13 protein-coding genes are annotated in these 13,958 nt (G+C 63.6%); 12 read left to right on the forward strand and 1 reads right to left on the reverse strand.

All coding sequences use genetic code 11. The features are described from left to right. The first annotated feature begins 308 nt into the window (after positions 1-308). From AC1DYQ_RS17065 to AC1DYQ_RS17095, 7 genes are all read left to right on the forward strand, one after another. Positions 309-1,082, forward strand: coding sequence for a crotonase/enoyl-CoA hydratase family protein (locus AC1DYQ_RS17065; RefSeq protein ID WP_477687767.1), 774 nt, complete (start codon positions 309-311; stop codon positions 1,080-1,082). A 75-nt stretch (positions 1,083-1,157) separates the two neighbouring features. Continuing rightward, positions 1,158-3,014, forward strand: coding sequence for a feruloyl-CoA synthase (locus AC1DYQ_RS17070; protein WP_477687768.1), 1,857 nt, complete (start codon positions 1,158-1,160; stop codon positions 3,012-3,014). Positions 3,015-3,033: 19 nt separating this feature from the next. Further along, entirely contained in the window at positions 3,034-4,293 is a 1,260-nt protein-coding gene (locus AC1DYQ_RS17075; protein ID WP_477687769.1) for a thiolase family protein, read from the forward strand. 77 nt (positions 4,294-4,370) lie between these two features. Further along, a complete protein-coding gene (locus AC1DYQ_RS17080) occupies positions 4,371-5,156 on the forward strand; it encodes an SDR family NAD(P)-dependent oxidoreductase (RefSeq protein ID WP_477687770.1) in 786 nt (261 codons plus the stop codon). 5 nt (positions 5,157-5,161) lie between these two features. Further along, entirely contained in the window at positions 5,162-5,581 is a 420-nt protein-coding gene (locus tag AC1DYQ_RS17085; RefSeq protein ID WP_457281693.1) for an acyl-CoA thioesterase, read from the forward strand. A 96-nt stretch (positions 5,582-5,677) separates the two neighbouring features. Then, entirely contained in the window at positions 5,678-6,670 is a 993-nt protein-coding gene (locus tag AC1DYQ_RS17090) for a Bug family tripartite tricarboxylate transporter substrate binding protein (protein WP_477687771.1), read from the forward strand. A gap of 143 nt (positions 6,671-6,813) precedes the next feature. After that, complete coding sequence (locus tag AC1DYQ_RS17095) at positions 6,814-7,272, forward strand: MarR family winged helix-turn-helix transcriptional regulator (protein WP_457281691.1); 459 nt, start codon at positions 6,814-6,816, stop codon at positions 7,270-7,272. A gap of 60 nt (positions 7,273-7,332) precedes the next feature. Here AC1DYQ_RS17095 and AC1DYQ_RS17100 read toward each other — a convergent pair whose 3' ends face one another. Beyond that, positions 7,333-9,066 carry a GMC family oxidoreductase gene (locus tag AC1DYQ_RS17100; protein WP_477687772.1) on the reverse strand — a complete coding sequence of 578 codons (1,734 nt, stop codon included), beginning with the start codon at positions 9,064-9,066 and terminating at the stop codon, positions 7,333-7,335. Between the two features lie 356 nt (positions 9,067-9,422). Between AC1DYQ_RS17100 and AC1DYQ_RS17105 the strand changes: the two genes are divergently transcribed. From AC1DYQ_RS17105 to AC1DYQ_RS17125, 5 genes are all read left to right on the forward strand, one after another. Then, positions 9,423-10,559, forward strand: a complete 1,137-nt coding sequence (locus AC1DYQ_RS17105; protein ID WP_477687773.1) for an MlaE family ABC transporter permease — start codon at positions 9,423-9,425, stop codon at positions 10,557-10,559. 117 nt (positions 10,560-10,676) lie between these two features. After that, positions 10,677-11,465 carry an ABC transporter ATP-binding protein gene (locus AC1DYQ_RS17110; RefSeq protein ID WP_477687774.1) on the forward strand — a complete coding sequence of 263 codons (789 nt, stop codon included), beginning with the start codon at positions 10,677-10,679 and terminating at the stop codon, positions 11,463-11,465. 12 nt (positions 11,466-11,477) lie between these two features. Then, complete coding sequence (locus AC1DYQ_RS17115) at positions 11,478-12,410, forward strand: MlaD family protein (RefSeq protein WP_477687775.1); 933 nt, start codon at positions 11,478-11,480, stop codon at positions 12,408-12,410. Further along, complete coding sequence (locus AC1DYQ_RS17120; RefSeq protein ID WP_477687776.1) at positions 12,407-13,120, forward strand: ABC-type transport auxiliary lipoprotein family protein; 714 nt, start codon at positions 12,407-12,409, stop codon at positions 13,118-13,120. The genes AC1DYQ_RS17115 and AC1DYQ_RS17120 overlap by 4 nt, the downstream gene beginning before the upstream one ends. A 13-nt stretch (positions 13,121-13,133) precedes the next feature. After that, positions 13,134-13,694, forward strand: a complete 561-nt coding sequence (locus tag AC1DYQ_RS17125; RefSeq protein ID WP_477687777.1) for a Crp/Fnr family transcriptional regulator — start codon at positions 13,134-13,136, stop codon at positions 13,692-13,694. Positions 13,695-13,958: the final 264 nt, after the last annotated feature.

Consider the following 13,958-nt stretch of genomic DNA (forward strand, 5'->3'; position numbering starts at 1 on the left):
GACATATTGTTGAATTGCGCTGAAGCCTGACCTTTTCCGTCAATCCCTGACTCACATTCGTTGTGAGCAGCGGATACACCGTACGGCGCCCATTCGACGCTGGCCAGATATCCCGGTTCCCTCCATCTCCTGCGGGGGCAATCATCCTCCCTATAAGTTCCCTGTTGCGAGTTGCCTTGCGGGGCGGCTGGTCCGCCGTACAAACATGCCTTGGTACGCCCTAGGGTTTTCACTAGAAAAAAAAGGCTTAATCACGTTGTAATAGTTATTATTCATAACCATAATTGGCTTCCGGAAACACACTTCACATGACCCCAAAATACCTTCATCTCGAAATGCACGGCAATGTCGCCGTGGTCCGCCTGGCGCGCCCTGCCAAACGCAACGCCCTGGGTGACGCCCTGATCCTGGCACTGCGGAACCTGTTCGAAAGCCTTCCTTCCGAAACAAAAGCCGCCGTGCTTTGCGGCGAGGGTGACCACTTCTGCGCGGGCCTTGACCTGAGCGAACTCAAGGAGCGTGACGCCAGCCAGGGCCTGCACCATTCGCGCATGTGGCACGCAGCGCTGGAGCGGGTGCAGTACGGCCCGGTGCCCGTGATCGCGGCCCTGCACGGTGCCGTGGTCGGTGGTGGCCTGGAGCTGGCAAGTGCCTGCCATATCCGGGTTGCCGACGAAAGCGCCTTCTACGCGCTGCCCGAAGGCTCGCGCGGCATCTTTGTCGGTGGTGGCGGTGCGGTGCGCATACCGCGGCTGATCGGCGCCGCACGGATGACCGACATGATGCTGACCGGCCGTGTCTACAACGCGGTGGACGGTGAGCGCATAGGCATCGCGCAATACCTGGTGCCCGAGGGCCAGGCTTTCACCAAAGCCCTTGAACTGGCCACTCGCGTGGCAGAAAACGCACCGCTGACCAACTACGCCCTCATGCATGCGTTGCCGCGCATTGCCGAGCAACCGGCAGACCAGGGGTTCTTCACCGAGGCCCTGATGGCCGCAGTGGCGCAAAGCGCACCCGAAGCCAAGAGCCGCGTGAAAGACTTCCTGGACGGCAAGGCCCGCAAGGTCCAGAAGGGCTGACCAGGCCGGGCGGGCAGGCAAAAGAGACATCCAGAAAAGAGACAGCAGACAGAAGACAGAACAGAAGAGACAACCATGAGCGCCCCGAAATTTCGTCCCATGGCCTTTGGCGTGACCCGTGTGGTCCTGCGCGACGGCGTACCCGGCGTGCGCTACCTGCGCGCAGACCAGGCCCTGCAAGCCTTCCCGACCCGTATCACCGACCGCCTGCAGCATTGGGCGCAGACGGTCCCAGGCCGCAGCTTCATGGCGCGGCGCGAAAAACTGGAAGGCGGCAAAACCGGCGACTGGCGGCACATCACTTATGCCGAAGCTTGGGTCTCGGCCCGCAACATCGCGCAGGGGCTGATTGACCGGCGCCTGAGCGCCGAACGCCCGGTGGTCATCCTGTCGGAAAACGACCTGGAGCATGCGCTGCTGGCACTGGGTTGCATGCTGGCCGGCGTGCCTTTTGTGCCGACGTCTCCGCCCTATAGCCTGGTCAGCCAGGACTACGACAAGCTGCGCCACGTGCTCAAGACCGTGACGCCGGGCCTGGTGTTTGCCGCCGACGGCGCGCGCTACGCCAGGGCCATCAGCGCAGCCATCGGCGACGATGTCGAGGTGGTGCTGGCTACCGGGCAGGTCGACGGGCGCGCCACCACGGCATTCGCCGAACTGGCAGCAACGCAGGCCACGGATGCCGTGGACCGCGCGATGCAGGCCACGGGACCGGACACGATCGTGAAATTCCTGTTCACCAGCGGCTCCACCAAGATGCCCAAGGCGGTGATCAATACCCAGCGCATGTGGTGTGCCAACCAGCAGCAAATGGCGCAATCCATGCCGGTGCTGCAGGACGAGCCACCTGTGCTGGTCGACTGGCTGCCCTGGAATCACACCTTCGGCGGCAACCACAACTTCGGCATGGTGGTGTTCCATGGCGGAACGCTCTACATCGACGACGGCAAACCGACCCCAGCGCTGATGCACGAAACCCTGCGCAACCTGCGCGAGATTGCTCCCACGGTGTACTTCAACGTGCCTACCGGCTTTGAGGCCATCGCCAGTGCCATGAAAACGGACGCAGAGCTGCGGCGCAACCTGCTGTCGCGCGTGAAGATGTTTTTTTATGCCGGCGCTGCGCTGGCCCAGCCCGTGTGGGACAGCCTGTACGAGTCCGAGGAAAAGGAAGTGGGCGAGCGCATTGTCATGGCCACCGGCCTGGGCATGACCGAGTCCGGACCGTTTGCCATCTTTGTGACCAACCCCAACGTGAAAGCCGGCGACCTCGGCGTGCCAGCGCCCGGCATTGAGCTCAAGCTGGTGGACACCGATGGCAAGACCGAGGTGCGCTACAAGGGCCCCAACATCACGCCCGGCTACTGGCGCGCACCGCAGGAGACGGCAGCAGCCTTTGACGAAGAAGGCTTCTTTTGTACCGGCGACGCCGTCAAATGGATTGATGAGGGCAACATTCACCTCGGGCTCAAGTTCGACGGGCGCATCGCCGAAGACTTCAAGCTGGCCACGGGCACCTTTGTCAGTGTGGGCCCGCTGCGTGCAAAGATCGTCGCTGCGGGCGCGCCTTATGTGCAGGACGTGGTGCTCACCGGCATCAACCTCAAGGAAGTGGGCGCACTGGTTTTCCCGACACCCGCCGTGCGCACGCTGGCCGGACTGCCGCCCGATGCGCCGCTGCGCCAGGCCGTTGAAAGCCCGCAGGTAGTGGCGCACTTTCAGGAGATGATGAACAAGCTCGCAGAGGGCGCGACCGGCAGCGCCAGCTGCATCCGGCGCCTGCACCTGATGCATGAGCCGCCCTCATTCGACAAGGGTGAAGTCACCGACAAAGGCTCCATCAACCAGCGCGCCGTGCTGACGCACCGTGAAGCTTTGGTGGTGGCCCTGCACGATGACACGGCGCACCCCATTGTCAAACCCGCACCATAAAACCCGACGCACAAACACCATGCAACCCAAAGGATTTTTCTCCGCTTTCGAAGACGTCTGGATGCTCGACGGCATCCGCACGCCCATGGTCGACTACTGCGGCGCCATTGGCCATATATCTCCTACCGACCTCGGCATCAAGGCGGCACGCGCCGTGCTCCAGCGCTCGGGTGTCAGTGGCAGCGATATCGACTCGGTGATTGCCGGCAACATGGCGCCGGGCGATTTCGAGCAGTTCATGCTGCCCCGCCATATCGGCCTGTATGCCGGGGTGCCCGTGGAGGTGCCGGCCATCATGGTGCAGCGCATCTGCGGCACCGGCTTTGAATTGTTCCGCCAGGCCGGCGAGCAGATCCAGAGCGGAGCCGCCAGCGTGGCGCTGGTCGTCGGCGCCGAGAGCATGACGCGCAACCCGATCGCCGCCTTCGAACACCGCACCGGTTTCAAGCTGGGCGCGCCCGTCGGCTTCAAGGACTTCATGTGGGAGGCCCTGAAGGACTCCGCCGCCGGCATCGACATGATCCAGACCGCGGAAAACCTCGCGAAGAAATACGGCATCACGCGGGAAGCCGTCGATGAATTTGCCTCCAGCTCGTTTGCCAAAGCCGTGGCGGCCCGCGAGGCAGGTTTTCACGCCGGTGAAATTGTGCCGGTGGTCACGGAAGAATTTGAACTCCCCGGTTACGCCACGCGCGGCATACGCCTGCAGGGCAAAGTCACGGAAGTCGCACAGGACACCCACGCACGCTTGTCTCCTGTCGAGGTCCTGGCCAAACTCCGGGTGGTTCACGCCGGCGGGGTACAGACCGGTGGCAACAGTGCAGCGCTGGTGGATGCGGCAGCGGCGGCCGTGGTGGCATCGGGTGAATACGCGAAAGCGCATGGAAAAAAACCGCTGGCACGCGTGGTGGCTGCCGCGGTGGTGGGTGTGCCACCCGAAATCATGGGCATAGGCCCCGCGCCGGCGATTCGCCTGCTGCTGGAGCGCTGCGGCCTGAAGCTGGACCAGATCGGCCGCTTCGAGATCAACGAAGCCCAGGGCGCGCAGACGCTGGCGGTGGCCCGCGAACTGGACCTGGACCTGCGCAAGCTCAATGTCAACGGTGGTGCCATCGCGATGGGTCACCCGCTGGCGGTGACCGGGGTCCGCCTGACGGTCACCGTCGCGCGTGAAATGCAGCGCGCGGGTGTGCGTTACGGCATTGCATCCGCATGCGTGGGTGGCGGGCAGGGCATTGCCCTGTTGCTTGAAAACCCCGAAGGGGCCGAAACTTCTTGAACAAATAGTGGCTGCAGCGCACAGCGGACGGGCGCAAGCAGCTATAAAAATAATAGCAACCGATCTGGAGAGAAGGCATGAAGATTGAAGGACTTGCGGCGCTGGTAACGGGAGGCGGCTCAGGGCTGGGCGAAGCCACCGCCCGCGAGCTGGCACGCTTGGGCGCCAGGGTTGCCGTGCTGGACGTGAATCTCGCCGGTGCGGAAAAAGTCGCGGCCGACATTTTCGCCACGCACGGGAGCGGTGCCGCAGTGGCGTGCCAGTGCGACATCACCGACAGCGCCAGCCTGGCGGCCGCGCTGGAAAAAGCCGCAGCTGCGCATGGCCCGGCCCGCATCCTGATGAACGTTGCCGGCATCGGCTCGGCCAAACGCGTGGTGGCCAAAGACGGCAGCCCTGCGCCGCTCGAAGACTTTGCCAAAGTCGTCACCATCAACCTGGTGGGCACCTACAACGCCAGCCGCCTGTTTGCGGCCGCCTGCGCCAAATTGCCCGCGCTGGAAGACGGCCAGCGCGGCGTCATGATGTTCACGGCCTCGGTGGCGGCATTTGACGGCCAGGTAGGCCAGCAGGCTTACAGCGCCTCCAAGGGCGGCCTGGTCGGCATGACGCTGCCGATGGCGCGCGACCTGGCGCAACACGGCATCCGCGTCTGCACGGTGGCGCCGGGCCTGTTCGCGACGCCGCTGATGCAGCAGCTGCCCGAAGCGGTGCAGGCTTCGCTGGCCGCCAGCATTCCTTTTCCGCAGCGCCTGGGCAAGCCCGAGGAGTTTGCCCAGCTGGCCGCGCACATCGTGGCCAACGACCATCTCAACGGCGAAGTCATCCGGCTGGATGGCGCATTGCGCATGGCGCCAAGGTGAACAGCATGAGCAAGACCGTTGTTTACGAAGTTTCCGTTGCGTTTGGCGACTGCGATCCCGCAGGGATCGTGTTTTTCCCCAATTTCTCGCGGTGGATGGACGCCTCGTCGCTGAACTTTTTTGTCAAGTGCGGCGTGCCAACCTGGCGTGAGCTTGTCAAGACCACCGGCATCATCGGCACGCCGCTGCTCGAGATCAATACCCGGTTCAGCCAGCCTGCCGTCTATGGCGAGACGCTGCAGATTCACACCAGCATTGAGGAGTGGCGCGACAAGGTATTCATCCAGAAGCATGTGATCAAACGCGGTGATGACCTGATCTGCGAAGGCCGTGAAACCCGGGCCTTCTGCATCCGCCGTCCGGAGAATCCTGAGCGCATCAAGGCCATTGCCGTGCCGCAAGACATTCGGGCCCTGTGCAGCTGACGCTTCGGGCGTTCCGCTTTTGTTTCCGTCTTTCAGTTTTTGATTTCGGTTTTGCTTTTTCGACCCGTTGGACATCATTAAAAAAGGAGACATTTCATGCAAACACGCCGTCATTTTGTGCAGGCAGCCGCAACGCTCACCGCAGCCGCCGGCTTCGCCCCGTTCTCTGCCCATGCGAGCCCGCTGGAGCAGGTCAAGATCATTTACGGATTCCCCGCCGGCAGTGCGGGCGACATCTGCGCGCGCCGCGTCGGCGACAAAATGGGCGGCACCGCCTATTCCAAGAACAACGCCATCGTGGACACCAAGGCCGGCGCCGGTGGCCGCATCGCGCTGGAGACGCTGAAGATGGCACCCACGGACGGCTCCGTCATTGCCATGACGCCGTTTTCCTGCATGTCGCTGTATCCCCACATCTACAAAAAGCTGGCCTATGACCCGTTCGCCGATTTTGTGTCCGTGGGCACCGCGTCCATGATTCACCATGGATTGGCGGTCGGGCCGCTGGTGCCCGCTTCCGTGAAGACCGTTCAGGACTTCCTGGTGTGGGCCAGGGCCAATCCGAAGGATGCGAGTTATGGCTCGCCCGCTGCGGGATCAACCCCCCACTTTCTGGGCGCCTTGCTGGGCCTGAACAACCAGGTGGAACTCAAACATGTGCCCTACCGCGGTTCCGTGCCCGGCGTGACCGATGTGGTGGGCGGCCAGCTTGCGGCCATGTTCACGCCGCACGGCGACTTCATCCCCAATCACAAGGCCGGCAAGCTGCGTATTCTGGCAACGTCCGGAAAGCAGCGCTCACCCTTTGTGCCCGAAGTACCGACCTTCGCCGAACAGGGCTTTGCCGACCTGACCGTGGAGGAGTGGTTCGGTTTTTGTGCCCCCGCCAAAACGCCGGCCAGTGTGGTTGCCGCCGCCAACGCCGCCATCAACGCCGCCATCAAGGACAAATCCGTCATCGACTCGCTGACGGTGGTGGGCCTGATTCCCTACGGCGGCACGGCAGAAGACATGGCCACCAGCCAGAAGCGCGAACTCGACCGCTGGGGGCCGCTGATCAAGAAAATCGGCTTTACCGCCGAGTCCTGATCAGAACGCGGTGCCGACGACTGATGCCGGGCGCCCTGAGGCACCGATCATGGATCGGCACCGCTTGGCATAATCGGGGCTGGACTGGCCGCATGCCGTGCGGCGGTCCGTATTGCCCGATGACGAAAGCTTCCTGACCACCTATGCCAGCGTCCCTCAAACCAGCGCCCGCTGTCGAAGAAGTCGATACCTCCTACCTTGAAACCCTGATTGGCTACAACGCCACGCGTGCGTCGCTCAAGGTCATTGAACTGTTCATGAAACGCATGGCGGTGTATGACCTGCGTCACGTGGACTTTTCCATCCTGTCGCTGATCACGCACAACCCGGGCATCACCTCGCGCCAGCTGTGCAGTGCGCTGAGCATCTTGCCGCCCAATCTGGTCGGGAAAATCGGCACGCTGGAAAAGCGGGAGCTCGTTCACCGCAAACCGCACCCGCAGGACGGCCGCGCTGTGGGCCTGTACCTCACCGAGGCAGGCGAGGCGCTGATGCGGGAGGCCGAGCGCACCGCCACCAGCCTCGAATCAGATGCCACCGAGCGGCTGAGCGCGGCGGAAAAAAAGACGCTGGTGCGTCTTCTGCAAAAAATCTATCTTTGATCTGTTTCGAAGGGGCGGTGCTGCCTGAGGCTTGCGGGCAGCTTCGACACGGCGCTGCCTTCAAATGCCGGCCTGAATCCACCCGGCGGCCTTTTCCGCAATCATGAGCGTGGGCGAATTGGTGTTGCCGCTGGTGATCAGCGGCATCACACCGGCATCCACCACGCGCAGGCCGCGAATGCCGCGAACCCGAAGGTGCGAATCCACCACTGCCATGGGGTCGTCTTCCTTGCCCATTTTGGTCGTGCCCACCGGGTGGAAGATGGTGGTGGCAATGTCGCCCGCCAGCCGTGTGAGTTCTTCGTCCGTCTGGAACTGCACGCCGGGCTTGAATTCCTCGGGCTTGTATTTGGCCAGCGCGCCCTGGCTTACGATCTTTCGGGTCACGCGCAGGGAGTCGGCTGCCACCTGCCGGTCTTCGGCCGTGCTCAGATAGTTGGGTGAAATCGCCGGTGCATCTTCAAAGCGGTTGCTCTTGATGTGCACGGTGCCGCGGCTGGTCGGGTTGAGGTTGCATACGCTGGCGGTGAAAGCGTTGAAGCTGTGCAGCGGCTCGCCGAAAGCGTCCAGCGACAGCGGCTGCACGTGGTATTCGATGTTGGGGTAGGGCTGGTCGGGTGATGAGCGCGTGAAGGCGCCCAACTGCGACGGTGCCATGCTCATCGGGCCGGTCTGCTTCAACGCGTACTCCAGGCCGATGCGGGCCTTGCCCCACAGCGTGTTGGCCATGGTGTTGAGCGAAAGCCCCCAGCGCTGGTCGCCGTGCACCTTGTAGACCGAGCGGATCTGCAAGTGGTCCTGCAGGTTGGCGCCCACGCCCGGCAGGTCCTGCAGCACCGGAATGCCGTGCTGTTGCAGCAGGGTGGCCGGGCCAATGCCTGAAAGCTGCAGGATTTGCGGCGAGCCGATGCTGCCTGCGCACAAAATGACCTCTCCCATATGCCCCGAGTCGCGTGTTGAATGCGCCGTCACCCGCTCGTCGCCGGCCCACACTTCCACGCCGGTGCAGCGCTGGCTGCCATCGGCCTGCGTTTCAACCACGAGCTTGCACACCTGGGCGTTGTTCCACAATTCGAAATTGGGCCGGGCATAACAGGCGGGACGCAAAAATGCTTTGGCGGTGTTCCAGCGCCAGCCTTTTTTCTGGTTGACCTCGAAGTAGCCCACACCCTCGTTGTCGCCGCGGTTGAAGTCGGAAGTCGCCGGGATCCCGGCCTGCTGCGCCGCTTCGGCAAACGCATCGAGGATGTCCCAGCGCAGGCGCTGTTTCTCTACACGCCATTCGCCGCCCGAATTATGATGGCGCAGCAGCTTCTGGTAGGGCTGGCTTTTGTCCTGCATCAGCTCGGGTGCCACGCCACGCGCGCCGTGCATCGCGTCGGCGCCCTTGTGGTGGTCTTCGTGCAGCTTGAAGTGCGGCAACGTGTTGTCCCATCGCCAGGCCATGTCGCCCGTCAGCTGGGCCCACTGGTCATAGTCGCGTGCCTGGCCGCGCATGTAGATCATGCCGTTGATGCTGGAGCAGCCGCCCAGCGTCTTGCCGCGCGGATAGCGCAGTGCCCGCCCGTTGAGGCCGGCGTCCGGCTCGGTGTTGTAGAGCCAGTCGGTGCGCGGGTTGCCGATGCAGTGCAGGTAGCCCACCGGGATGTGGATCCAGTGGTAGTCGTCCTTGCGGCCGGCCTCAATGAGCAGCACGCGCTTGGACGCATCGGCGCTCAGCCGGTTGGCCATCAGGCAGCCTGCCGTGCCTGCGCCGACGATGATGTAGTCAAAAACCTGGCTGTCGTCTTGCATGGATATTTTGTCTCTTGGCTTTCAGCCGTGTGTTTTTGAGGGGACGGGTGGCTGTGCTGTTTTGGCAGTGCTCCTGCGCCGCAGGTTCACATCCTGCCATCCCAGCCTAACGCGAGGCTGACCGCGCGGCAGTGGTTCGATTGTGGCAAAAACGGCGCTATCCCTGCGGCGGGGATTACCCGCTGGCTTTTCCTTCCGGCACGGGGTCCCGGCGGGTTGTAGGACCAAGGCGATAGCGCGTTTTTGGGCTGTGTATTTGTGTTTCCTGCAGTTACCATGACTGTTTTGCAAATCGGGCGCCGCCCGTCATTGCAGACTGCCGGCAAGCGCCGGGCACCACCGGACGCCTTTACCGAATGCATATGGAAGAAGCCACGCCCCGCATCGAACAGCAGGACACGCCGCAAGGCCGGCTGTTTGTCGTTCGCGGTGCATGGACGGCAGCCGGCCTCACGGCCCAGGAAGTCTGGCAAGGTTTGACGGCGCAACTGCAAGCCCTGCAGGGCGACGCAGCTCAATCCGCCGGCTGGAACCTCGAGCCGCTCGAAAAACTCGACCACCTGGGGGCGCAGGTACTGTGGAACCATTGGGGCCGCAGCTGGCCTCAGCAACTGCAGGTGCATGCGAGCCAGCGCGCGGTGCTGGAAACCGTCGCCAAGTTCAGTGCGGATCCGCCCAAACCCCGCAAGCCCGACTGGACCGAGCCCTTCATCCTGCTGGGTACACGGGTGCTGCGTCTGCTGGACCACCTCAAGGGACTGGTCCGCCTGATCGGGCAGCTGCTGCTCGACATCATCCGGCTTTTCAGGCACCCGCAGGAAGGTCCCTGGCGCGACCTGTCGGGCCACCTGTTTCATATCGGCGCCACCGCCTTGCCCATCACCGCGCTGGTGGGGTTTTTGATTGGCGTGGTGCTGGCTTACCTGATTTCGCAGCAGCTGCGCCAGTTCGGCGCCGACGCCTTCATCGTGAACATCCTGGGCATCTCGCTGATCCGCGAACTCGGGCCGGTGCTGGCCGCCATCCTGATCGCCGGGCGCAGCGGTTCGGCCATCACTGCGCAGATCGGTGTCATGCGGGTCACCGAAGAGCTCGACGCCATGCGCGTCATGGGCATCGCGCGGGGCTTTCGCCTGGTCATGCCGCGCGCGCTGGCGCTGGCCGTGGTGATGCCGCTCATCAGCGTGTGGACCACCATCGCGGCGTTGCTGGGCGGCATGCTGGCCGCTGACATTTCCATGGACGTCACGCCGTCCTACTTCATCAATTCGCTGCCGGCCGCGGTGGACGTGGCCAATCTCACGCTGGCCACGGCCAAATCCGTTGTGTTCGGGGTGTTGATTGCGCTGGTCGGCTGCCACTACGGCCTGCGTGTCAAACCCAATACCGAAAGCCTGGGGCAGGGCACCACGGCGTCAGTTGTGACGTCGATCACGGTGGTAATTCTTGTTGACGCATTGTTCGCCGTATTGTTCAAGAGTGTGGGCATATGAACAGGGCCCCCACGTTCGCCCACTGCGTGTGGCTCTCTGCCCCCCAAGGGGGCGCATTTTCCTTGGGGCGGCCCGGCGGAAAATTGCACACGTCAAAACACCTTCGGCGTTTTCCCAATGACTGATTCCATCGTCGATATCAAAAAACTCTGGACCGTGTTCCAGAACGGCGACAAGAAGGCCGTGGTGCACAAGGACCTGGACCTCACGGTGGAGCGGGGCGAGGTGTTGTCTCTGGTGGGCGGGTCGGGCACCGGCAAAACAGTGCTGCTGCGCCAGATACTCGGGCTGGAGAAACCCACCCAGGGCGAGATCACTGTGCTGGGCCGGCCGGCCGCCGAACTCGGCAAGCGGGGAGCGGCCAGCCGTGTCGGCATGCTGTTCCAGCAGGGTGCGCTGTTTTCGGCCTTCACCGTGCTTGAGAACATCGCCTTCCCGTTGCGTGAGCTCAAGACCCTGCCGCGCGCACTGGTCTATGAGGCGGCCATGGTCAAGCTGCAAATGGTGGGCCTGGGCCCCGACGCAGCCGACAAGATGCCGAGCGACCTCTCGGGCGGCATGGTCAAGCGTGTGGCATTGGCGCGCGCCCTCATCATGGACCCGCCGCTGCTGCTGCTTGACGAGCCCACTGCGGGCCTGGACCCGGAAAGCTCCGACAGTTTCGTCTCGCTGCTGCGTTCGCTGCACCGCGACATGGAGCTCACGGTGGTGATGGTGACGCACGACCTGGACACGCTCTTTGAGCTCAGCACGCGCATCGCCGTGCTGGCCGAACAAAAAGTCATCGTTAACGATGTGCCCAAGGAAGTGGTGGCGTTTCCGCACCCCTTCATTCACGAATTTTTCCTTGGCGAAAGGGGTCAGCGCGCGATGGAATTGCTGCGCGAATACCCCTTTACTGTTTAGAAAGGCTTCGATATGGAAAACAAAGCCCATGCCATGGCCGCCGGCGCATTTGTGCTGGTGGTGACCGCCCTGCTGGCTCTGCTGGCCATCTGGCTGACGCGCGACAACACCCAGCGCGACCTGTACGACATGAGCACCAGCGAAACTGTTTCGGGCCTGCAACCGCAGGCCACGGTGCGGTTTCGCGGCGTGCCGGTCGGCAAGGTCGAGGTCATCGGGTTTGACACCAAGGTCAAGGGCAATGTGCTGATCCGGGTATCGATCGACCGCAGCGCGCCGGTCACCAAATCCACTTTTGCCACGGTGGCATCGCAAGGTGTCACGGGGCTGGGTTTCATCCAGCTCGACGACGACGGAAAGTCCGCTGAGCGGCTGGCGGTGAACGACGACGATCCGCCGCGCATTCCGCTCAAACCAGGTGGGTTGGACAAACTGCTCAAGCAAAGCGAAGTGATCTTCAACCAGGTCGAAGAAGCCAGCACGCGTTTGAACAAACTGCTGTCCGACGAGAACCAGGCGGCAGTGACTTCCGCCATCACGCAACTCGGCGAAGCGGCCAGCGGCATCAACCGCGTGGCCAAAGGGCTTGAGCCTACGGTAGCGAGCCTGCCGGGCCTGTCGCGCGATGCCACGGCCACGCTGAAATCCGTCAGGACGGCCGCCGACGACGTCAGCGCGACCGCCACGCGCCTGAGTGAAAAAGGCGGGCCGCTCGACAAGCTGTCCGAGGGCGGCGCCGCGCTGGCCTCGGGGGTGGAGACCTTCAGCGCCGGCACCTTGCCCAAGTTGGGCGAAGTGGCTGACGAAACCGCTCGCGCGATGCGCCAGTTGCGCCGCACCGTCAGCGCGGTGGACGACAACCCGCAGTCACTGATTTTCGGCAACGGTCCACCGGTGCCCGGTCCGGGCGAGCCCGGTTTTTCTGCCAACGGAGAGAAAAAATGACATTCGATTTTCTCAAGACCATTTCATCCGCTATGAATTCAGTAGCTGCTTGCGCCCGTCCATCAAAGGCCTTGGCCATTTTTTCCTCGATAGTCATGGCGCTGGCGGTCAGCGGCTGCTCGGGCCTGCCCGACAAGCCCACGCGGGCCACCATGTATGACTTCGGCCCCGGCCTCCTGGCTGTTCAGCCCAGCACGCGGCAGGCGCCGTTGCCGCCGCTGGCGCTCGACGACATCTCCACCTCTGGCGGCGCGCTCGACAACATGGCAGTGCTGTATCGCCTGGCGTATACCGACGCGCAGCAGCTGCGGCCGTACTCGCAGGCGCGATGGAGCATGCCGCCCGCGCAGCTGGTGCGCCAGCGCCTGCGCGAGCAGCTTGGGCAGCGCCGCGCCGTGTTCAGCGCCGGTTCCAGCGTGGCACTCAACCGCAGCCAGAACGCGGTGCTGCCGCTGCTGCTGCGCCTGGACCTTGAAGAGTTCAGCCACCTGTTTACAGCGCCCAACGTCAGCGTCGGCCTGATCCGCCTGCGCGCCACGCTGGTCGAGGTGACGCCCGCGGGCGAAAAGCTGGTCGGCCAGCGCAATGTCATCGTGCAGCGTCCTGCGCCCAGCAACGACGCTCCCGGCGGCGTCCGGGCCCTCACAGCAGCCACCGACGCCGCCATCGAGGAACTGGACCAATGGCTGCAGCAAACCCCTGCGCGCTGAAACGCCTTGCGCCATGAAAACGCTGGAAGAACAACTGGATGCCGCAGGGCTGCATGTGTTCGGCTGCTGCGAGCAGCTGAGCGCTTACGGACCCGACCTGCTGCAGAATTCGCAGCTGCTGCAGGACTTCACGCCGGCCGAAGCCGACATCCTGGGAGCGACCATGCTGCTGGTCCGCGCCGAGCCGGGGCAGGTGATGATCCGCGAAGGCGAGGCCGGCGACTGGATGATGCTGATCCTCAAGGGCACGGTCGATGTCACCAAACGCCTGGAATCAGCCGCCGAAGCGGCGCAGGCCGAAGCCGGCGCGGAACCGGTCGTCTCGCGCGTGGCCGTGGTGCGCAGCGGCGCGGCAATAGGCGACATGTCCATGCTCGACAGCGAGCCGCGCTATGCCACCTGCACCGCCATAGAACCCGTCGAGGCCGGCGTCTGGGGCCGCCATGAAATTGCCTTGCTGATTCGCGACCACCCCGGCGTGGGCGCCAAGCTGCTGGTCAAGATCACACAAATGATGGCCCAGCGCCTGCGCAACACCAGCAACCAGCTGGTGAAACTCCTCAGGAAGAAATAGAACCACCCCCGTCCGGGCTCACTTCGTGTAGCCCGTTCCCCCCTCGAGGGGGCGGCGCCTGGGGCCGGCGAAGCCGGACCCTCGGCCCCCACTGGTGGAATATTCCCACTGAATACGCCCTGAATCTTCAACCCAGCATGAGCCGCGGAACCGGCTTTGCCGGGCCGCAGGCGAGCGGCCCCCTCGGGGGGCAAGGAGTTACACGAAGTGAACGACTGTGGGGGCTTCACACAGACTTCACATAAGCGGCCCGCAGCTCATCCT

The sequence above is a fragment of the Polaromonas sp. P1_F4 genome (genome assembly GCF_056405675.1).